Annotated in this window: 18 protein-coding genes; 6 read left to right on the plus strand and 12 right to left on the minus strand. The window is 58.2% G+C overall.

What is annotated here, in order from left to right; genetic code table 11:
- Positions 1–275 precede the first annotated feature (275 nt).
- Positions 276–1613, plus strand: a complete 1338-nt coding sequence (gene gdhA / locus ACQRBT_RS27660) for an NADP-specific glutamate dehydrogenase (protein WP_412047059.1) — start codon at positions 276–278, stop codon at positions 1611–1613.
- On the opposite strand, the gene ACQRBT_RS27665 is transcribed toward gdhA, so the two are convergent.
- Positions 1610–2107, minus strand: coding sequence for a GreA/GreB family elongation factor (locus ACQRBT_RS27665; RefSeq protein WP_060752301.1), 498 nt, complete (start codon positions 2105–2107; stop codon positions 1610–1612). The genes gdhA and ACQRBT_RS27665 overlap by 4 nt on opposite strands.
- 70 nt (positions 2108–2177) lie before the next feature.
- Entirely contained in the window at positions 2178–2534 is a 357-nt protein-coding gene (locus tag ACQRBT_RS27670; protein WP_060752300.1) for a hypothetical protein, read from the minus strand.
- Between the two features lie 429 nt (positions 2535–2963).
- Here ACQRBT_RS27670 and ACQRBT_RS27675 point away from each other — a divergent pair, with 429 nt between their 5' ends.
- Positions 2964–3254: a DUF3077 domain-containing protein gene (locus ACQRBT_RS27675; protein WP_411985592.1), complete on the plus strand. Its 291-nt coding sequence runs from the start codon at positions 2964–2966 to the stop codon at positions 3252–3254.
- 82 nt (positions 3255–3336) lie between these two features.
- Here ACQRBT_RS27675 and ACQRBT_RS27680 read toward each other — a convergent pair whose 3' ends face one another.
- From ACQRBT_RS27680 to ACQRBT_RS27695, 4 genes are all read right to left on the minus strand, one after another.
- The gene (locus tag ACQRBT_RS27680) at positions 3337–4431 is read right to left on the minus strand and encodes a type I restriction endonuclease (RefSeq protein ID WP_411985593.1); all 1095 of its coding nucleotides are present in this window, start codon (positions 4429–4431) and stop codon (positions 3337–3339) included.
- A 210-nt stretch (positions 4432–4641) separates the two neighbouring features.
- Complete coding sequence (locus tag ACQRBT_RS27685) at positions 4642–4935, minus strand: chorismate mutase (RefSeq protein ID WP_412047058.1); 294 nt, start codon at positions 4933–4935, stop codon at positions 4642–4644.
- Positions 4936–5091: 156 nt separating this feature from the next.
- Entirely contained in the window at positions 5092–6945 is a 1854-nt protein-coding gene (locus ACQRBT_RS27690) for a DUF4105 domain-containing protein (RefSeq protein ID WP_104996025.1), read from the minus strand.
- A 91-nt stretch (positions 6946–7036) separates the two neighbouring features.
- Positions 7037–7525 (minus strand): DUF3015 domain-containing protein, encoded by a 489-nt coding sequence (locus ACQRBT_RS27695; protein ID WP_060752297.1) that lies wholly within the window; start codon positions 7523–7525, stop codon positions 7037–7039.
- Positions 7526–7795: 270 nt separating this feature from the next.
- Here ACQRBT_RS27695 and ACQRBT_RS27700 point away from each other — a divergent pair, with 270 nt between their 5' ends.
- Positions 7796–10234, plus strand: a complete 2439-nt coding sequence (locus ACQRBT_RS27700) for a Lon protease family protein (RefSeq protein ID WP_412047057.1) — start codon at positions 7796–7798, stop codon at positions 10232–10234.
- Between the two features lie 309 nt (positions 10235–10543).
- Positions 10544–10861 carry a hypothetical protein gene (locus tag ACQRBT_RS27705; protein WP_060752295.1) on the plus strand — a complete coding sequence of 106 codons (318 nt, stop codon included), beginning with the start codon at positions 10544–10546 and terminating at the stop codon, positions 10859–10861.
- Between the two features lie 5 nt (positions 10862–10866).
- Here ACQRBT_RS27705 and ACQRBT_RS27710 read toward each other — a convergent pair whose 3' ends face one another.
- Entirely contained in the window at positions 10867–12690 is a 1824-nt protein-coding gene (locus ACQRBT_RS27710; protein ID WP_412047056.1) for a hypothetical protein, read from the minus strand.
- A 162-nt stretch (positions 12691–12852) separates the two neighbouring features.
- Between ACQRBT_RS27710 and ACQRBT_RS27715 the strand changes: the two genes are divergently transcribed.
- Entirely contained in the window at positions 12853–13341 is a 489-nt protein-coding gene (locus tag ACQRBT_RS27715) for a TIGR00645 family protein (protein ID WP_060752294.1), read from the plus strand.
- A gap of 15 nt (positions 13342–13356) precedes the next feature.
- Here the strand turns inward: ACQRBT_RS27715 and ACQRBT_RS27720 are convergent, their stop codons facing one another.
- The 5 genes from ACQRBT_RS27720 to ACQRBT_RS27740 form a co-directional block, all read right to left on the minus strand.
- The gene (locus ACQRBT_RS27720; protein WP_411985597.1) at positions 13357–14796 is read right to left on the minus strand and encodes an ArnT family glycosyltransferase; all 1440 of its coding nucleotides are present in this window, start codon (positions 14794–14796) and stop codon (positions 13357–13359) included.
- A gap of 129 nt (positions 14797–14925) precedes the next feature.
- The gene (locus ACQRBT_RS27725; RefSeq protein ID WP_412047055.1) at positions 14926–15951 is read right to left on the minus strand and encodes a hypothetical protein; all 1026 of its coding nucleotides are present in this window, start codon (positions 15949–15951) and stop codon (positions 14926–14928) included.
- Positions 15952–16046: 95 nt separating this feature from the next.
- Entirely contained in the window at positions 16047–16874 is an 828-nt protein-coding gene (gene fdhD / locus ACQRBT_RS27730) for a formate dehydrogenase accessory sulfurtransferase FdhD (RefSeq protein ID WP_198762444.1), read from the minus strand.
- A gap of 13 nt (positions 16875–16887) precedes the next feature.
- The gene (locus ACQRBT_RS27735; protein WP_412047054.1) at positions 16888–17787 is read right to left on the minus strand and encodes a LysR family transcriptional regulator; all 900 of its coding nucleotides are present in this window, start codon (positions 17785–17787) and stop codon (positions 16888–16890) included.
- Positions 17788–18037: 250 nt separating this feature from the next.
- A complete protein-coding gene (locus ACQRBT_RS27740; RefSeq protein WP_244700663.1) occupies positions 18038–18298 on the minus strand; it encodes a DUF6124 family protein in 261 nt (86 codons plus the stop codon).
- A 496-nt stretch (positions 18299–18794) separates the two neighbouring features.
- Between ACQRBT_RS27740 and ACQRBT_RS27745 the strand changes: the two genes are divergently transcribed.
- A complete protein-coding gene (locus ACQRBT_RS27745) occupies positions 18795–19598 on the plus strand; it encodes an HNH endonuclease (protein ID WP_244700660.1) in 804 nt (267 codons plus the stop codon).
- The last annotated feature ends 221 nt before the right edge of the window (positions 19599–19819 follow it).

Here is a 19819-nt window from a genome sequence, read left to right on the forward strand (position 1 = left end):
TTCGTTCGCGAGCAAGCCCGCTCCCACATTCGACCGCATTCCAAAGGCTGGAACCCAATCAAATGTGGGAGGGGGCTTGCTCCCGATAGCGCTCCAACTGCTGGTGCGTGCTCCAGGTTGAAATCACTTTTTTGGTGCAAATAAGCCCAGTTATTTATATCCAATGCACCATTTAAATTCACAAAGGCGACATTTTGCGCTTTTCAGGTGCGATATGAATTGTTAAGGTCCGGGTCAAATCGACCCTGATTACAATAAAATTGCCGAGACTTTTCATGATCGAATCCGTCGAATCCTTCCTCGCTCGCCTCAAGAAACGCGACCCCGACCAGCCGGAATTCCACCAAGCCGTGGAAGAGGTCCTACGCAGCCTGTGGCCGTTTCTTGAAGCCAATCCCCACTACCTGGCGTCGGGCATTCTCGAGCGCATCTGTGAGCCGGAACGCGCCATTACCTTCCGGGTGTCTTGGGTGGATGATCACGGCAAGGTCCAGGTCAATCGCGGGTTCCGCATCCAGATGAACAGTGCCATTGGCCCCTATAAAGGCGGCCTGCGTTTTCACCCGTCGGTGAACCTCGGCGTACTGAAATTCCTCGCCTTCGAACAGACCTTCAAGAACTCCCTGACCTCGTTGCCCATGGGCGGCGGCAAAGGCGGCTCGGACTTCGACCCGAAAGGTAAGAGCGATGCCGAAGTCATGCGTTTCTGCCAGGCCTTCATGAGCGAGTTGTACCGTCATATCGGCGCTGACGTGGACGTACCCGCCGGCGATATCGGCGTGGGCGCGCGTGAAATCGGCTTCCTGTTCGGCCAGTACAAGCGCCTGAGCAACCAGTTCACCTCCGTGCTGACCGGCAAGGGCATGACCTACGGCGGCAGCCTGATCCGACCTGAAGCCACCGGTTTCGGTTGCGTGTACTTCGCCGAAGAAATGCTCAAGCGCGACGGCCAGCGCGTTGAAGGCAAGCGCGTGGCCATCTCGGGTTCCGGCAACGTCGCGCAATACGCGGCGCGTAAGGTGATGGACCTGGGCGGCAAGGTAATTTCCCTGTCCGACTCCGAGGGCACCCTGTACGCCGAAAGCGGTTTGACCGAAGCGCAATGGTCGGCGCTGCTGGAGCTGAAAAACGTGCAGCGCGGTCGCATCAGTGAGCTGGCTGAACGCTTCGGCCTGGAATTCCGTAAGGGTAAAACCCCTTGGGAACTGGCCTGCGATATTGCCCTGCCGTGTGCCACCCAGAACGAACTCGACGCCGAGGCCGCCCGTACCCTGCTGCGCAACGGCTGCCTCTGCGTGGCCGAAGGTGCCAACATGCCGAGCACGCTGGAGGCAGTGGATATCTTTATCGATGCGGGCATCCTGTTCGCGCCGGGCAAGGCGTCCAACGCCGGTGGGGTGGCCGTGAGTGGCCTGGAAATGTCGCAGAACGCCATGCGCCTGTTGTGGACCGCCGGTGAAGTGGACAGCAAGCTGCACAACATCATGCAGTCGATCCATCACGCCTGCGTGCACTACGGCGAAGAAAACGGCCGGGTCAACTACGTGAAGGGCGCGAACATCGCAGGCTTCGTGAAAGTGGCCGACGCGATGCTGGCCCAAGGCATCGTCTAAGCCTCGGGCTCGATACGCATCACTTCGATCAACTGATCGCCGACGGGGCGCTTCCACAGCACCTCGTCGCCCACTTGGGCGCCCAGCAATGCGCGGCCCAGCGGCGAGCCCCAGTTGATCAAATGGGCGTGAGCATCGGCCTGGTCTTCTCCGACCAGTTGAATGCGTTGCTGCTCGTCTTGCTCATTGGCAAAGGTCACCCAACTGCCGATCTGCACCTTGTCGGTCGACAAGGCGGGAGGCACGACCTGAGCGCTCTGGACGCGTTGGTTGAAGTAACGCAAATCCCGCTCAAGGTCGGCCTGGCGCTGCTTGTCGGCCTGCTCGCCCTTGGCGGCTTCGGCGCTGTACGCGTGCTGCAATTGCGCAACCCTGGCCTGCAACTGCGCCAGCCCTTGGGCGGTAAGGCGATTGGGCTGGCCGCTGACCTGACGCTCCACCGGCTGGTCGGCCTGGGCGGCGGCGCTGTCTTCATTAACAAAAGCTCGGCTCATGACATTCTCCCTCTATGGAGCTTGGGCCATGTTCGCCGCGCTTTAGTTTCTGCGGATGTCTGAAAGCGACCTATTGCGAGCGATAAGCCCGGGCGGCGTCGCGGTCCTTTTCCTGCTGCCAGGCGCGCTCACGCTCGTCCCAATGGTTGTCCTTGTAGTCACGCAGCTCTTCGTTCTCACGCATGGCCTTGCACTGGCGAAAGCCATCTTCCCAACCCGCGGCGTATTCGCGGTCTTTCAGATAACGCGGCACGTTCTTGCGAAACTCCCCGCTGATCACCCCGGCAGCCTGGCGACCGCTGCTGCAGCCATCATCGAAGCCATCGGCAAAGGCCGGTGGATAACCCTTGGCCAGCAACTCTTGATGGGTGGACTGGCAACCCGACAACCACACTGCCGCACACAGCATTACCGCATACCGCCACATTGCTTGCTCCCTGGCCGTTTCACGGCTGATAGGGGAAGTCTAGAAGGGAATTTGTCGGGGCGGCGTGAAAGGGGTGTGAGAACGGTGTTGGGTTAAAGGGCCATCAACGATGATTCTCTTTAATTTGCAGGACGATTCCTAGAGAATCTCCGACCTATTGTGCCTTACGGTTTGGGTCACTAGTCTCCTGGCTTCGCTGTGAAAACAGCGACCGGGTTTAGCGACCCGAATCACTAAGATTCATCCTCTTTACACACTTGGCAGGAATTCTTTACGCCTGTCGATAACGTGTCATGGCGGCTGTGCGCGGGAGATCTTCGGATCTGCCGGGTGTCTAGGTGACCGGTTCGCTAACCTGCGTACAGCTGCCACCCCTATATGTTTAGCGACGTGTTGTGGTGGTCCTTCATCTCACTTAGTAGGTACACCATGTCTAAAGTCGTCCCAGATCCGCCCCTATCTTCAATTACCACTCTCGGCGTCGTTACCTTCGGCGACTACGGTGAAAACGAAAAACCACTGTTCCGCGTCAATTCCGGCATGCCGATTGATGAGGCTCTGGAACACGCCTCCACTTTGCTTTTCTACTCCAAGAAACTCGCTATGGAAGCTGCGATGGATGTGCGTGGCGAACAATACGCATGGGCTGCGCATTATCTGTGTGAGATGGGCAAGGCCGTCGTGGACGACCTGACCCAAGCGATGACGCCCGACACTTAACGCCAGGACCACGCATGTGGCGAGCAGGCTTGCTCTGCTCGCCATAGGACTTCCAATGGCTCAAGGCAGGCCGATGTGGCCTTCAGTCGTAATAGCCCACTGTCTTCTTCAGCTGTTCCGCGTACTCGTAAATCTCGTCGATAGACGAAATCGCGTGCCGGGTCTCATTTTTTTCCTCGTCGAATATTCCGAGGTACTTTTGGCTGCGATTGAAGTGAAGGCGGCAAATAGGTTTGCGATTGTTGTCGTCCAGCAGTATTCCGAAATAGCTCTGGGTATCCCGTTGAACTATCCGTTTTGCATCAACGACGGATCTAACGAGGGCTCGGACGATGTGATAACCCTCTAGCTCTTCAAGCGTCGTTAGAATCTTGTCTTCTGACTCGTTCCTGTCCTGAACATCTGCACTCGCGCTGTTCGCGCTGTTCGCGACGGGGAGTGATGCCATTGTCGGTGCGATAGCACCGCTCATTGCGGATTTCAGCCGTTCGTTGATCTGGTCGTTCAGGAATTGTGCTAATGCTTTTCGAGTCAGTTCGAAAAACTGCTCACGCACTTTTTGCGTGATCACGCCTTCGTAAACACGAGATGCGAAAAATTTTACGAAGTCATCCTCTGGCTTGATAACTTGGGCGCCGATGAGTTTTTTGAGTTGGCTAACGTATTTCAGTTCTCCGGCAGCATTGATGATGGAGTCAACATCGAAAGCCGACTTGGTAAGTTTAATCAACTCCGGTACGGCGTACTCATCAATATCCAGTAGGTCCAACTCTAAAAATGGCTTTTCGTCCATTTTGTTGGGAGCGTCCAAGTCGGTAAAAAACCTGTAGACCTGGCCGTTAGTGAGAATTGAAATTCTTGCACTCGTAACATGGAAATACCGAAAAAGCTGTGAGGCGTGATTGATGCTCAATGACTCGCCAATCTTTTTACATTCGATGAGTATTTGGACTTCACCATTTTTCATGATTGCGTAGTCAATTTTTTCACCCTTCTTTGTCCCAATATCACAGACAAATTCTGGTGTCACTTCCTGTGGATCAAATACGTCGTAGCCCAATACGGTGTTGATGAAAGGCATTACGAAAGCATTTTTTGTCGCTTCTTCTGTTTGGATGGCGGGGCCTTGTAACCGCACTTTTGCTGCCAAGCTGGTTAGCTTTTCAAAGAAATCCATGGTGAGCCTCTTACCTATTCAGATCCGTGTATAGATGGGGTGGTGGCAATTTGATTTGCCATCCGATACTAGTCATAAAATCCCATAAAGAGAATGAAGTAAGAGGCACATTTTGGGTTGATTGAAAAAAGCTAAAATTTTGTCCGAAATTTCCCTCATATTTATCAAAGGGTTAGAAGTGGGTTGCGAATTTGATGCGTAGATGACGGTTTAGTTTGTCAGCACTGCATGCTCCGCCAATTCCTGCTCGATAAACGCCGCAATCATCGCGCGATACACCTGTTCAGTGACTGCAGGGTTGGCGCCCACGGTCTGCGATAAACCTCTTACCTTGGCGATCACCTGTTCAACCCGCTGGGGCGCCTTGACGCCATCGGTGTCTTTTTTGAAGCGTGCGGCCTGGGAGACGTAGCGGCCGCGCTCGGCCAGCAGGGTGACGATTTGTTGGTCGAGGTGGTCGATGTGGGTTCGGACTTCTTCGAGGGTAGTGCAGGTAACAGCCATGTTGGTTGAGCTCCTGAATGGGTGGGCGATGCGATGTAGCTGAATATACGCGAGCCGAAATGTGGGAGGGGGCTTGCTCCCGATGGCATGGCATCAGTCAAGTAGCCAGTGACTGACACACCGCTATCGGGAGCAAGCCCCCTCCCACACTTGGAATCAGTAGTGGTACCACTTCACTTCAAGCATCACTTCATTCATCGGCGTCGACAGGTGGCTGTACTCGCGCTGCGCACTCAAGCGTAATCCGAGGTTACGTGACAACTCCCATTGCTGGTTCAGGCTGATACTGCGCCGCACTTCACCATTGGTGAAAAAGTCGCCCTTGGCTTCCAGGCTCAGATTCCCCAACGGGTTTTTCCACAGCACGCCGGTGTTGAACCCGGCTGCAGGGGAGATGGCTTCGCTGAAGTCGTTGTTATGCTCCACGCGTACGGTGCCGAGGGCGAAGCCGAGCATGTCGTCACTCAGTTGCCAGGTGCTGCCCGCACCACCGTTGACGTGGGCCACCAGGGTTTGGTCGTCGTGCTTGCCCGGCACGCGTTCCAGGCCGCCGGTGACTTGCCATGACCAGGGTTGCAAAAGGGCGTTGCGCGGGGTCAGGGAGCGGATGGTGGCGAGGTCCAGTTGCTGCAGCTGCCAGTGGTTGCCTTCGTACTGGCGCAGTTTCATTTGCAGGATTTCGATCTGTGCACCAAGCGGGAAGCCTTCGGCGTTGTCGTTGAGGTCGTGGTAGGCCATGCGCAGGCCGTATTCGCCGAAGGTCTTGCTGCCGCGTGTGCCGATGCCGGCCTGCCAGGTGCGTGACTCATGGCCGTTCTCGGGCAGGCCGGGGCGTTCGATCTTGAGGTCGGGCGCCGGGTTCTGGTTGATGGCGCGCAGCAGTTCGAAGCTGCGCTGGGAGCGTTCGGTGTCGCGCTCCAGGCCATTGGCGCGGTAGCGACCCAGGCGGTAGGCCGCGTCGATGATCAGCGCCTGGCGCTCGCGGGGCAGGGCTTTGAAGGCCGGCGCCTGCAATTGCTTCTGGTCGTCGCTGATTTTCAGCACCCATTGCTGTTCATCGCCATCCAGTGGTTTGGCGCGCTCCAGCAACTCGCGCTCGCGGGACGGGCGATAGTCGATCTTCTCGACCAACCCCGCATCCTTTACCGCCTTGACGGTGTCGGTTGGAATGGCGGTCAGCGGGAATTGCTCCGTCAGGCGCAGGCCGGGACGGGCTACTTGCAGCAGCTCCAGCAGGCGGTACGAGCAGTTTTCGTCGAAGAAGAAGTAGTCGAACTGGATCTGCTTGAGCTCCCACACATGCTCGACCATGCGTTCGGTTTCGACCTGGGTCAGGTTCAGGCGGTATTCCCACAGGTCGCGGTTTTCGAGGCTACGGTACTCCGAAAGTTTTTCCTGGTAAGGCACCAGCGCGAACAGGCCGGGATAACCGCCCATCAGGCCCTTCCAGGCGTAAAGAATGCTGTTGTCGGAGCCTTCGATATAGGCGCCGAAGTTGATTGCATAGCTGAGCAGGGCGGTGTTGTTGCTCTGCACGTCAGCCTGGTCGATGCGCAGCAGCGTGTGACCGAACATCGACGACGGGCTGTTGAGGTAGGCCGCCGGGAAGATCATCACGGCGCTGTGGGGCGCGACGTCCTTGAACCATTGCTTGAACTCTGTGCAGTCCACGGCGGGCAGGTCGGTCAGGTGCAACTGGTCCTTGAGCCAGCGGGTCCGTGCGGGGTACACGCATTGGGCGTGTTTTTCACCCAGGCTGGCAGGTTGGTACAGCGCCTGGACGGTGGCCTTGAGTTCGGCATCCGGGTGGTGTGCGCCATCGGCAGCAATGAAGAATTTCTTGTCGCTGACATAACTGCGCCAGCCGCTGATTTTGCCGGCTTCGTAATGGCCCAAAGATAGCCAGAACGGGTCGTTGGCCAGTTGCTGCAAACGTTGATCATCAATAGGCGCGGCCGCATACAGCGGGGCGCAAGCGAAGAGTGCCAACCAGGCAAAGCGTTTGAGCATAGGGGCAACTTAAGTCGGAATAAGTGAGACCCAAAGGGGGGCGGGTCCAAAAAATAAGGCCCGCGTCTCGCAAGACGCGGGCGGGTCGAGCTTAAGCTTGGGTCGCGTATTTCGCCAAGCGGGCATCGCCTTTCAGTACAGCGAGGGTGTTGGTGTGCACGTCGTCGGCGGTCACGTCAGCTTTGCTGAAGATCTGCTGGAAGTGCTCGTGGGTCACTGCCGCAAAGTGCTCGCGGTCCTCAGGGGCTACGCCCAGTACCACCGCGTAGGTGGTCAGTGCTTCGCCATTGCCTTTGGCCATGTCTTCGGACAGCTCGTTCATCATGCCATTCATGGCAATCCAGGACTTGCCGCCGTAGGTCAGCTTGCTGTTGGTGTTACAGCCGTTGGTGCCCGAGGTCATGCCGAAGGTGGCGTTACCCGAGGTGCCGTTGGTGGTCGACGCGAGGAAGTGCGCCGGAGTACCGCGCTGGCCTTCGAACAGCATGTTGCCCCAACCGCAGTTCGGGCCGCCTGGTGCTTCTGCCATAGCATTGAGGGAGACAACGGTGAAGAGAGTACCAAGAAGGATCCGTTTCATAGCTTTGTTCTCTTTGTGTGCAAACCAATGGACAAGGGGTTCAGGCGCTTCGCAGCGCCCTAAGGGGCCAGTTATTAGTCCAACCCGCGCAGTTTGGAGTTTAGGCATGATCCTGGGGTTCCGTTATTTTTTATAAAACAATCGGCCTTATCGCGATTTTTTTTGCAGGGCGCCTACCGCAGCGCAGCTTTCCCAACGGCGCGCCTTGCCATAGCGCGCAAGCGAGAGCCAGAATGCCGTCATCTGCCCCGCCTGATGTAAGGAAGCCCGATGCCTGATCCTGTTGCTGCCAGCTTGCGTCTAGCGCCCGAAGCGCTGACTCGCCCTTTCTCCGCTGAACAGTTCAGCTTCTCGACCACCAATGATTTGGAGCCTTTTCGCGGTGTGCTTGGCCAGGAACGTGCGGTCGAAGCCTTGCAGTTCGGTGTGGCCATGCCACGCCCCGGTTACAACGTGTTTGTCATGGGCGAGCCCGGTACTGGCCGCTTTTCGTTCGTCAAACGCTACCTGAAGGCCGAAGGCAAACGCCTGCAGACCCCGGCGGACTGGGTCTATGTGAATAATTTCGATGAGCCGCGCGAACCGCGTGCCCTGGAGCTGCCAGGCGGCGCCGCCGCAGCGTTCATCGCCGATATCAACGGCCTGGTCGACAACCTGGTGGCGACTTTCCCGGCGGTCTTCGAACACCCGACTTATCAACAGCGCAAAAGCGCCATCGACCGCGCCTTCAACCAGCGTTACGACAAGGCGTTGGACGTCATCGAACGCCTGGCCCTGGAAAAAGACGTAGCGCTGTACCGCGACAGCTCCAACATCGCTTTCACGCCGATGCTCGACGGCAAGGCGCTGGACGAAGCCGAGTTCTCGCAATTGCCGGAAGCCGACCGCGAGCGCTTCCACACGGACATTTCCGAGCTGGAAGAGCGCCTCAACGAGGAACTGGCCAGCCTGCCGCAGTGGAAGCGTGAGTCCAACAACCAACTGCGCCAATTCAACGAAGAAACCATCACCCTGGCCCTGCAGCCATTGCTCGCTCCGCTGTCGGAAAAGTACGCGGAAAACGCCGCCGTCTGCGGTTACCTGCAAGCCATGCAGGTGTACCTGCTCAAGACCGTGGTCGAGCAACTGGTGGACGATGCCAAGACCGACGCCCAGGCCCGCAAGCTGCTCGAGGAGCAATACTGCCCGAGCCTGGTGGTAGGCCACCCGACCAATGGCGGCGCGCCGGTGGTTTTCGAACCGCACCCGACCTACGACAACCTGTTCGGTCGTATCGAATACAGCACCGACCAGGGCGCGCTCTACACCACTTATCGCCAGTTGCGCCCGGGTGCCCTGCACCGTGCCAATGGCGGTTTCCTGATCCTTGAAGCGGAAAAAATGCTCGGCGAGCCGTTTGTGTGGGACGCGCTCAAGCGTTCCCTGCAATCGCGCAAGTTGAAGATGGAGTCGCCCCTGGGCGAGCTGGGCCGCTTGGCCACCGTGACCCTCAACCCGCAGATGATTCCGTTGCAGGTCAAGGTCATCATCATCGGCTCGCGCCAGCTCTACTACGCGTTGCAGGACGCCGATCCGGACTTCCAGGAGATGTTCCGCGTGCTGGTGGACTTCGACGAAGACATCCCGATGGTCGACGAAAGCCTGGAGCAGTTCGCCCAGTTGCTTAAAACCCGCACGTCAGAAGAAGGCATGGCACCGCTGACCTCGGATGCGGTGGCGCGCCTGGCCACCTACAGTGCGCGGCTGGCGGAACATCAGGGGCGTTTGTCGGCGCGGATTGGCGATTTGTTCCAATTGGTCAGCGAAGCGGACTTCATTCGCCATCTGGCGGGTGACGAAATGACCGACGCCGGCCATATCGAACGTGCGCTCAAGGCCAAGGCCACGCGCACCGGGCGTGTGTCGGCGCGGATTCTCGACGACATGCTCGCCGGGGTGATCCTGATCGACACCGCCGGTGCAGCCGTCGGCAAGTGCAACGGGCTGACAGTGTTGGAAGTCGGCGATTCGGCCTTCGGCGTGCCGGCGCGGATTTCCGCCACGGTGTATCCCGGCGGCAGTGGCATCGTCGACATCGAGCGTGAAGTTAACCTCGGCCAGCCGATTCACTCCAAGGGCGTGATGATCCTCACCGGTTACCTGGGCAGCCGGTATGCCCAGGAATTCCCGCTGGCGATCTCGGCGAGTATCGCGCTGGAGCAGTCCTACGGTTACGTGGACGGCGACAGCGCGTCCCTGGGCGAGGCGTGCACGTTGATCTCGGCGTTGTCGAAGACGCCGCTCAAGCAGTGTTTTGCGATCACCGGTTCGATCAACCAGTTTGGTGAAGTGCAGGCGGTGGGCGGGGTCAACGAGAAGATCGAAGGCTTCTTCCGCCTCTGCGAGGCCCGTGGGTTGACCGGCGAGCAAGGGGCGATCATTCCCCAGGCCAACGTCGCCACGCTGATGCTCGACGAGAAGGTATTGCAGGCGGTGCGCAACGGCCAATTCCACATCTATGCCGTGCGTCAGGCGGATGAGGCCTTGAGCCTGCTGGTGGGCGAGCCTGCCGGCGAGCCGGATGCCGAAGGGCAATTCCCGGAAGGCAGCGTGAATGCGCGAGTGGTTGAGCGCCTGCGGGCGATTGCGGAGATGATCAGCGAGGAAGACCTGAAGGAAGCGGAGAAAGAGCTGGCACAGCAAGCCCTGGTTGAAGCCAAACCCACCTGAATTTAGGTTTGACGCGGCAAGTGTGGGAGGGGGCTTGCTCCCGATAGCGGTAGGTCATCACTGAATAGGTTGACTGACACATCGCTATCGGGAGCAAGCTCCCACATTGGGTTGGCGGTTTATTTTTTTTGAGGTGGCTAGCCAATAAATTGACGATTATTGAGGGGCCATGCCCGTTGGTCCCTACAACCTTGGTTTGTTGTGGTTTTCCTCTATTCTCAACTTAAGGGATATCCACAGGAGTCGCAGGATAGAAACAGCCTCGCCATGTGCCTGAGGTTGAACACCGATCTACCGAGGGTCGCCGCCATGTCGCGCAACCTCAGCCTTACCCGCCAGTGCCTGGGCCTGGTCACCCGTATCGAATGCTCCATTCGTCCTCTGGCAGGGGATAACGGGATGTGGACGTTGTTGTTTGCCGCCGGAATGACCGGCGAACAGCCTTCCACCATCAAGTCCCAAGGCCCGTTTCATGGACCCTTCGTGGCAGAAACTATTCTTCAGTCGATTGTCGACAGCCTGACCCTGCACGGTTACGAGCAGGCGGACGATCCGCAGATCTGGTGCCTGCATATGCAGGCACACCTGCGACAGCTCAACGGTAGCCAGGAGCGTCTGGCGCTGTAGCCAGGTTATTGGCTCTCAGGCTTGTCCAACTTGACCTCAAAGCCGTATTGCACGGTGCTCAGGTCGGTGCGCTGGTAGCTTTCCAGAGTGGTCGGCTTGCCATAGAAATAATGCACGTCGAACATGGCCGTGCCGTATTCCTCTGCACGGTGGCTGACACCGAGGATTTCCTTGAGATAGTTGCCGCTGGCGTCCTTGGCGTAGAAGCGCCAGCTGTCGGAAGGGAATGCCTTCTGGTCGACGATCAGGGCGTTGTCTTTAAGCGTCAGGCCCTTGGGCAGTTTGGCGACGTCAATCGTGCTTTTCTCGATGTTCGCCAGGAACAAGGGAATCGAGCCCACCACGTATGCCGGGGTTTCCGGGAACAGGTTGAGGTCGTAGGTGAGCGTGCCTCGCGCCGGGTCCAGCTCAAAGGCTTCGCTGGGCAGCTCGATGGGTTCGCCACGTTCGCCTTTTTCGTCCGCAGTGAAGAAGGTGATGGGTTCGTCGCTGCTGCTGTGGTCGTTGCCCACCAGTTCGTCATTGAAGGTGAAGGGGTGGTCAAACACGATCTTGGCAGCACTGGCATCGTCGGTCGACTGGCTGATTGTGATGCTTTTTTTCAGCTGGTCTTCGCTCATGCTTGCGTCTTTGAGCCAGCCGGCGGCGCTGTCGTCGTACACCGTAACGGGCATCGGCAAGGCTTGCACCGTATTCTGCAGGCTGTTCTTGTCGAAGCGCATCACCGGCAGGTCCAGATCCTTATGCGTCAGTGTGGCTTTGGAAAAATCCAGGACGTTGACCTGCAACGTGTCGATCAGGCCATTGAAATACACCTTGGCATAATGGCTGGTCTGCTTGTGCTCAAAGGCTTTTTGCTCGTCGGTGAGCTGCTTCTCGAAAGCATCGGACCACGCCTTCTGCTTGCGCATCTCGGCCAACTGCTGCTCATAGAACGCCACTTGCGCGGCACTTTCGTTGATTGAGCCCGAACGCGTCAGAAACTGCCCGGTGCTGTCGCGTGCCTGCACCAGCAACGGGTTAGGCGAGTCGTCGCCGACTTCGGCGGCCAGGGGCTCGCTGTTGGTCAGCTCGATCTCGGCGTAGTTTTTTTCAAGCAACACCAGGTTGAGGGTGATGTTGCCTTCGGTGCGCTTGCGGCCCACGTCCTTTTTTGACAAGTCAAAGGTCAGCACCTTGCCCGGTGCCACCACGTCAACCGTGCCTTTGAGGCTGACCGGTTGGGGCTGGCTCTTGTTGTCCGTCTCGACCCCTTCGATAAACGGGTAGCTCACCGTAAGGTCGTCGGGGTTGGTCAGGTTGGAGCTGCTCGGGCTCAGTTGAATGCCGGGATCGGTTTCCGACCATTCCGGTTGGAAGGGGATCACCTTGTTGTTGCTCAGCGTCACCGACTGCCATTCCAGGCTGTGAGGGAAGGGGAACTGGTCGGGGCTGTTGAAGCTGAACGGGAAGACCGGCTGCAAATCCGTGAGGTAGTCGGAATGGGAGGTCTTGCGCAGCACGAACAGGCCGTTGATGTAGGTGTCCACCAAGGCTTGGGGCGTGGGGTAATGCTTGAGCAGGGTCAACGTGTCTTCGCCGTATTCGGCTTCGATCGGCTTGTTGGCGAGCTTGACGCGGGCCCGTTCCAGCAGCAGCAGCGAACCGCCAAGGTCGGCGATGGCATCCCGCAGCTTGGGGTCCTGGATGCTGTCCAGTGACTGTTCGAATTTTGCGGTTTTCTCTTCGAGGGTCGCCTGTTTCTGCTCTTCTTTGGGTGAGCAGCCGCTGGCTATCAGCAACGCCGCACACAGGCCGAGGCTGGCCAAAGGGGATCGCACATCCATCATCTGAGTCTTCCTGTCCGACATCATCGAGCCGAGTTCATGGGCTCGACACTAGCAGAAAAAATCTCTTACAGATGCCACCTGGGTCAGTTTTCTCGCGGTGACAGCCATCGGGTAGCGGCTGGTATACTCGCGGCCATTTTTAGCCAAGCTGTGTGAGATCCAATGGAACGTTTTATCGAAAATGCTATGTACGCTTCGCGCTGGCTGCTGGCGCCCATCTATTTCGGCTTGTCCCTGGGGTTGCTGGCGCTGGCGTTGAAGTTCTTCCAGGAAGTGGTGCACCTGCTGCCGAGCGTGTTCTCGATGGCCGAGTCCGACTTGATCCTGGTACTGCTGTCGTTGATCGACATGGCCCTGGTTGGCGGCTTGCTGGTGATGGTGATGATTTCCGGCTACGAGAACTTCGTCTCGCAGCTGGATATCGATGAGAACAAGGAAAAGCTCAACTGGCTGGGCACCATGGACTCCTCCTCGCTGAAGATGAAAGTGGCGGCGTCCATCGTGGCGATTTCTTCCATCCACTTGTTGCGCATCTTCATGGACGCCAAGAACGTCGACCCACAACACCTGATGTGGTACGTGATCATCCACATGACCTTCGTGATCTCGGCGTTCGCCATGGGTTACCTGGACAAGGTCACCAAGCACTGATGACCCGCGCCGGCCTTACTGCTCCGCGAAGTAGTAAGGCTGGCGGCCGATTGCCATCTGCTTGATCACCGTGACCTTTTCATTCAGTCGGTCTGTGTGATCCATCAGCGCCACGTTACCTGGTTTGGCCGTGAGGAAGGCGCGCAACTCGGCTTCGGTTTGCAGGATGGGCACGTACGCTTGCATGTAGAACACCCCGGCACCGAAGATCCGTTCGTTAGGTTGGAATATTGCGACTTCCCGACCTTCTGCCTGCAGTGCCTGGAGTTGGCTGATCACCGGCACGAATGACTCCACGGCGTCCGCCTTGGGCGCGAACCAGAATGCAGCGCTCATATAGCAGGCAATGAGTACACCGAATACGCCGCCGATCACCTGGCGGTGGTAGCGGTACACGCCAGGCTTGCGCTCTTTCAAGCGTTCCAGCAGCACCCGCCCATATTCGGCTGCGAGTACGGCGGCGGCCGGTGTGAGCGACATCAGGTACACGGTGCGCTTGCTGGAGGCCAGGGTCAGCAGGGTGAATTGCGCCAACAGCCACACACTGAAAAACAGACGGTAGCGATTGCGCACCAGGCTTTTGCGAAAGTGCCACAGGCCCAGGTACACCAGGATGTTCCACGGCAAAAACGCTTGAGGCAATTTCGCGAGGTAGTAGTAGAACGGCTCGTAATGCCCGGCTTCCACAAATGAACCGCTGAAGCGCCCGACGCTGTTGGTCCACAGCACCTCACCGACCGCCTGCATCCCGCCACGCTGGTACAGGAACCCCAGCCAGATCAGCAGCGGCACCAACGCCAACAGCGTAAACAGCGCCGGCTTGAGCCAATCGCCGATGCGCAGGCGCTTGTCCATCACGCTGGTCGCGGCCAGGTACACGAAGATCACGATGCCCGGCATCGCCAGGCCCAGCACACCCTTGCTCAGGGTGGCGATGACCATGCCCAGCGTAAACAGTGCCCAGGCCCACGTGTTGGAGCCCTGGCGCTCGGACTCGGGCCGCATCGCCTGGTAGAACGCCAGCAGCGCGGTGGTCACACCGAGGCTGAGCAATGAGTCTTCACCCACGCCGCGCACATTGCCCCAGTAGCTGGCCATGGTCGCCAGGATCAACGCGGCGCAGAACGCCAGCGACTTGGGCCGGCCAAACTTGCGCAGCATGCCGTAGAACAGCATCACGCTGAACAAGCCGGCAAACGCCGAAGCCAGGCGCACCGCCCAGGTCGACGCACCAAACAGGCGAATGGCGCCGGCGTCCAGCCAGAGGCTCAGGGGCGGTTTTTCCAGGAAGGGTTCGCGAAACAGGCGCGGGATCACCCAGTCATTGTCCAGGTGCATAGCCATGGCGATCCCGGCGACGCGGGCTTCGGTGGAGCCTTGCAGCTCATGGCCGCCAAGGGCGCAGAAAAATAACAGTCCAGCGAGAAGAAGCAGCAGAGAGGCGGGGCGCGTCATGGAGTCTGGCTACCGGGAAAGGGGACCGATCGGGGGATCGGTCCTGGGCGATCCAGCAGTATACGAAAGCGATTCTTAATATTTGGTGAATCAATGTGGGGTTTTTGTAAGGCTGGCCGAGCCTGCCGTTCAGGGCTGTTTCAAGCGGGGCAACGCCGCTCTGCCTGCCTCGGTCAGCACCGGTGTCAATTGCTCCCAGGTGAAATTCAGCTCGTTATCGCAACCGTCACCCGTGGCGCGCGTCGCGAGCTGCAAGCCTTGGGTGTTGAAGCTCAGGTCGAAGGTGGAATAGCTGGTGATCGCCGGGCAGCCTTCGTCGGTAGTGGTCTGCCCGGCCAGCCATTGGCTGAATTTGGCCGGTAGCTTCACGTGCCCGGCGTAGGCGTCATACCACTCCTGGCGCCCGCCGAGCCATGCCCAGGGATCGACGCTTTCGCCGGTTTGCAGATCCCATGAGTGCAGGCCCCAGCTGATGCCGCCGGCACCGGTGCCCGCGGCCCAACGGTAAAACCTGACGGTCATGAATTGGGATGACCAGTACGTGGGCGCCACTTCAATTTCGCTGGTGTAGGCGGAGCCGTTGCGGCCCAGGTACTCGCGCCGTTCCTGCAAATACTCCTTCTGATCATCGTCGCTCACGGCCAGGGCCGCGAGTTGCTGGTTGATCTTCTGGATGGCCTGGCCATCGCCCTCGAGCTTGAGCGTGACCTGGGCGCCTTGGGTCTTGAGCTGATAGCGGTGCTCGCCGAAGGTTTTCTTCTCGGTCTTGATCGGTAGCGGCGCGGCTTCCATGGGCGCGTTGTAGGCGTCGCTGCCACAGCCTTGCGTGTCGACGCGTTGCAGGTTGAGTGGCAGCGGTGTGCCGCCCGGGGTTTTGCTCCAGGCGCCTGAAAGCCTATCGCCTTGCGGGGGTTGCAACGCCCAGAAACCGGTATTTCCGGCTTCCACCCAGGGTGCGTTGTCGCTGGCTTGAGTCAGCTGGATAGGTGTGAGGATGCGCTGATAGTAATAACTGCCGTGCTCGCCATCGGCGCCGTTGAAACAGGCAACGATGGCGGATTTGCCCAGGGTGCCTTTCCACACCCCGGCCAGGTCGGCGGCGCTGGCAAACAAAGGCGTACAGGCGAGGGCAATGGCGGCGAGGGGCTTGAGCACGGGTATCTGACTTCCGGTTGTCTGATAGAGGCCGTCAGGGTAATGCGTCGTGGGGCCGGATTCCAGCGGCAAGGCGCTGGAATCATGGGCGTCCTTCAGATCGGGCTGTAGATCCGCGGTGAGCTTCGATGCGGCACGTGGATCAGGTTGAGTTGGTGTTTGCGTGCCCATTGCACCGTCAGGCTGGTGGGCGCCGACAAACTGACCAAGGTGCCCAGCCCAGCCCTCACGGCCTTGTGAATAAGCTCCAGGCTGCAACGACTGGTGACGACCGTGAACCCGCTGCGCGCATCGACCTGTGCCTGTTGCATCGCGCCGATCAATTTATCCAGTGCGTTATGCCGGCCAATGTCTTCACGGCAGAACAAGGCTGAGCCGTCAGCGTCGAAGTGCAGCGCCGCATGCAGGGCGCCGGTACTTTTCCCCATGACCTGGGCGGCGTCGATACGCTCACGCAAACCCTTGAGGTGATGCGCGGGCGGCAGGGGCGCCGGTTGCAGGATGTCCAGTTGGGGCAGTGCCTGTTCCAGCGCCTCCACGCCGCACAATCCGCAGCCGCTGGTGCCCGCCATCTGCCGCCGGTGATCTTTCAGCGCCCAGAACGCCCGACTGGAGATGTTGACGTCTGCCTGGCAGGCCTGATCAAAATGCGTGAGCTGGATATCGTAGATTTCACCCTGGTTGTCGATGATCCCATTGCTCACGCTGAAGCCGCGGATGAAGTCCTCGATGTCGCCAGGTGAAACCATCATCACCGCCTGGCTCAAGCCGTTGTAACTGATGGCCAGCGCGATTTCCGCCGCCAGCGCCGCCTCGGCGACCTGCGCGCCTTCGTCATACTCCCGATAGGCAACGTTGCGTGGCTGCGGTGCCGGTGCATTGGCATCGCCTGCTTCAGCGGCGTGTTCGACTCGGCAAATCATGGGCAAACCTCCGTTACTCGCCTGCGCCCTTGGCGGTGAGCAATTTCCTGGCTTCGGCAAAACATTTTTCGGCGATGGCCGAGCGCGGCTCGGTCTTGCGCATGACCATGCCCAACGGCGCGAGCACGCTGGCATCGGGCAGGTTGATAAACGCCAGATTCTCGATTGGGCTTTCCAGGCCGCTGTCCAACGGCATGATCGCACAGCAAAAACCTTCGTGGATCGCCTGGAACAACTGATAGGTCGAATCGCTCTCGAGGATGGGCTGGGGGTCGAGACCGCGACTGCGGAAACTCAGGTCAATCGACTTACGATAGTGCATGCCATTGCTGATCATCCCCAGGGGCAACTCGGCGGCGTCTTCCCAACTCATCTCGGTGCCTTCGAAATGGAAGTGCCGGGTGTCGTACAACAGCCCGACGCGGGTCTCACCCAGCTCGAAAAAGTCCAGGTAGTTGGCGTTCACGTGCTCCAGATAACACACGCCCAGGTCCAGTTGGTTGGTGCCCAAGGCTTCGATGATCTTGTCCGAACTCATGGACGACAAGCTGAACTTGAGTTCGGGAAACGACTGAGACAGACCCTGGATGTAACTGATCGGGTTGAACCCGCTAAGCGGCACCAGGCCCAGGCGCAAGTTACCGACCAACTGACCACGGCACGCCGCCGCTTCGGCGAACAACCCATCATGCGCGGCCAGCAAGGTCCTGGCCCACGCCAACACACGCTCCCCGGCTTCGGTGAAGCCTTCGAAGCGCTGGCCACGGGTGACCAGCTCCAGGCCCAACTCATCTTCCAGATTGCGCAAGCGCATCGACAGCGTCGGTTGCGTGATATGGCAGCGCGCGGCTGCCTGGCCGAAGTGACGGGTTTGCTCCAGTGCGATTAGGAATTTGAGTTGCTTGATATCCATCGGGGCGCCTGTCTTGGGGTGGGTAGAGGTCGCTGTGGAGGCCGGGGTCTGGGGCTCGCGGGGGAGCGAGTGAGAGGCCGAACGTTCTCATTGTAAGGCTTGTGTTTTTAATTGCTTGTATTGAGAGAGGGGAGATGTTGAGGGAATGATTGCAGGAGGGATCAGAGGCTTGGGGGATAGGCCCACAAGAGTAGCGAAAGTATGGCCGAGAAAGCAGCCTGCGAGAGGCCGCTTTCAGTTTGCCGACTCTTTACTGTCGCGGCGTTTGCGCACCACCGGTGAACACAAGCGTGTCCAGTACTCGGTCCAGCAGCAGCTCGCCCAACACTATCAATTGCTGAGTAGCCAGCAGCTTGTGGCGGTGTGAGCCTTCAAGTTCAAAGGCCAAGTCTGTGGTCATGACGTTCAGCGAGGTGAGGATCTCACTGGCTTGGACCAGCAGGGTTTCGGCAGGAATGTCCTGAGCCAGGGTGAAGAGGGTTGTTGTTGGGTTGGGGGTGACCTTTTTCATGATGGAGCTCCCACACTGTTTAAGGAGCCGCCGCCCCCTGCTGTCAAACAGGATTGGGTGGCAGCTGTACGCGGGTTGACAGACCGGAAGTGTAGGAACCCGGCGCACCCGAAGATGCCCCACGCACAGCCGCCATGAACGAGTCGGGATGCTTGAAGCATGCCGACTTATCAGGGGGTGTGAAAGGTTACACTTTTCGGCCTGTCAAAGCCGGTCGCTGATGGGCAGCGACAGAGGGAAGTTAGCGTTGTGGGGTGGATTGCACTAGTTCACGAACGGCTCGGCATCTTGAAGGAAAATTCCGAAGGTCCACCGGTCAAGCTTTCCGTCTGGAATACCAATTGGAATACCCCTCTACCGGGCAATACTCACCACGATCGGTGGTATGAGTTCAACAGAGCGGAGCTGACGTTAAGCAAGGATGTAAATCTTAAGTATCTTGTAAGAAACTTCCTCATTTTTGGTAGGCTTTTGCCATCAGTCTAGAGGAAATGGAATGCCCGCAGTCATCGTTGAAAACGACACATCGCAATGGCAAGACGAAACCGGTGCTGTCTATCACTTCCCCAAGCGGTATCAAGCCTGGCTTGCTGAAGGAACCGAAGTGATCTATTACAAAGGACGCATCAAGGACAAAACCTTTGCTTCTGTACGCCTCAGCGCCGATCCGCATTATTTTGGTATGGCACGCATCGGCAAGGTCTACGCAGACCGGAGGAGTGATAAAGGTGACCTTTTTGCTTTGATCGAAAACTTCACTCCGTTTGAAGGCGCTATCCCCTCGAAAATTAACGGAGTGTACCTAGAGACGATACCCGCTACTCGAGTCAACAACTATTGGCGTGACGGGGTTCGGTCCATTTCCCAACTGGATTACGATGCAATCCTAAGTCATGCAAAGCTCCTGTCTTCCCAGGCTGACCAGGTCGCACCAAATTCCGACGGCGATCCATTGACCTTTGAATCGGCCAATGAAGGCAGCAAATTAAGTTACTTTGGAACCCGTTACGAGCGCCGGAAAGATCTGAGGGTGAAGGCCATTGCTATCCACGGCTTTGACTGCAAGGCATGTGGTTTTGATTTCGAACAGGCATACGGCGAGCACGCGAAGGGGTTCATTCACGTTCACCATATAGTGCCGATTTCGGACTTTGGTGGTGAGAAAGCCGTGAATCCTGAGACTGACCTCGTTACGTTGTGCGCGAACTGTCACGCGGTGGTCCATCGCAAGCCGCATATGACTCTGAGCGTTGATGAGCTGAAAGGAATGTTGCGCGGGCGATGGGTAATCGAGCCTTAGCTTTCTACTGTGTTCAACCTACGTTTTTTTGTGAGGCTGAACCCTGGCTAGTGACATCCTACCGGCGAGCCCATCAGCCTTTACTGTGCCAGTCGGCTCTCAAAGTATTGCGCAGTCTGAATCGCCGATAGCTTGATGGATAGGCGGAATGACCGCTTGTGGCTGGAATGCCGTCTTGAATACCCGAGCGGCTGGAACTCAAAAACCTCAAAAGAAGCCGC

The organism is Pseudomonas sp. R19M (assembly GCF_050312585.1).
In the GTDB taxonomy this organism is placed as follows: domain Bacteria; phylum Pseudomonadota; class Gammaproteobacteria; order Pseudomonadales; family Pseudomonadaceae; genus Aquipseudomonas; species Aquipseudomonas palleroniana.

Coding starts and splice junctions, on each gene's coding strand:
- gdhA (WP_412047059.1), top strand. CDS start 276: ATGATCGAATCCGTCGAATCCTTCCTCGCTCGCCTCAAGAAACGCGAC.
- ACQRBT_RS27665 (WP_060752301.1), bottom strand. CDS start 2,107: ATGAGCCGAGCTTTTGTTAATGAAGACAGCGCCGCCGCCCAGGCCGAC.
- ACQRBT_RS27670 (WP_060752300.1), bottom strand. CDS start 2,534: ATGTGGCGGTATGCGGTAATGCTGTGTGCGGCAGTGTGGTTGTCGGGT.
- ACQRBT_RS27675 (WP_411985592.1), top strand. CDS start 2,964: ATGTCTAAAGTCGTCCCAGATCCGCCCCTATCTTCAATTACCACTCTC.
- ACQRBT_RS27680 (WP_411985593.1), bottom strand. CDS start 4,431: ATGGATTTCTTTGAAAAGCTAACCAGCTTGGCAGCAAAAGTGCGGTTA.
- ACQRBT_RS27685 (WP_412047058.1), bottom strand. CDS start 4,935: ATGGCTGTTACCTGCACTACCCTCGAAGAAGTCCGAACCCACATCGAC.
- ACQRBT_RS27690 (WP_104996025.1), bottom strand. CDS start 6,945: ATGCTCAAACGCTTTGCCTGGTTGGCACTCTTCGCTTGCGCCCCGCTG.
- ACQRBT_RS27695 (WP_060752297.1), bottom strand. CDS start 7,525: ATGAAACGGATCCTTCTTGGTACTCTCTTCACCGTTGTCTCCCTCAAT.
- ACQRBT_RS27700 (WP_412047057.1), top strand. CDS start 7,796: ATGCCTGATCCTGTTGCTGCCAGCTTGCGTCTAGCGCCCGAAGCGCTG.
- ACQRBT_RS27705 (WP_060752295.1), top strand. CDS start 10,544: ATGTCGCGCAACCTCAGCCTTACCCGCCAGTGCCTGGGCCTGGTCACC.
- ACQRBT_RS27710 (WP_412047056.1), bottom strand. CDS start 12,690: ATGATGGATGTGCGATCCCCTTTGGCCAGCCTCGGCCTGTGTGCGGCG.
- ACQRBT_RS27715 (WP_060752294.1), top strand. CDS start 12,853: ATGGAACGTTTTATCGAAAATGCTATGTACGCTTCGCGCTGGCTGCTG.
- ACQRBT_RS27720 (WP_411985597.1), bottom strand. CDS start 14,796: ATGACGCGCCCCGCCTCTCTGCTGCTTCTTCTCGCTGGACTGTTATTT.
- fdhD (WP_198762444.1), bottom strand. CDS start 16,874: ATGATTTGCCGAGTCGAACACGCCGCTGAAGCAGGCGATGCCAATGCA.
- ACQRBT_RS27735 (WP_412047054.1), bottom strand. CDS start 17,787: ATGGATATCAAGCAACTCAAATTCCTAATCGCACTGGAGCAAACCCGT.
- ACQRBT_RS27740 (WP_244700663.1), bottom strand. CDS start 18,298: ATGAAAAAGGTCACCCCCAACCCAACAACAACCCTCTTCACCCTGGCT.
- ACQRBT_RS27745 (WP_244700660.1), top strand. CDS start 18,795: ATGCCCGCAGTCATCGTTGAAAACGACACATCGCAATGGCAAGACGAA.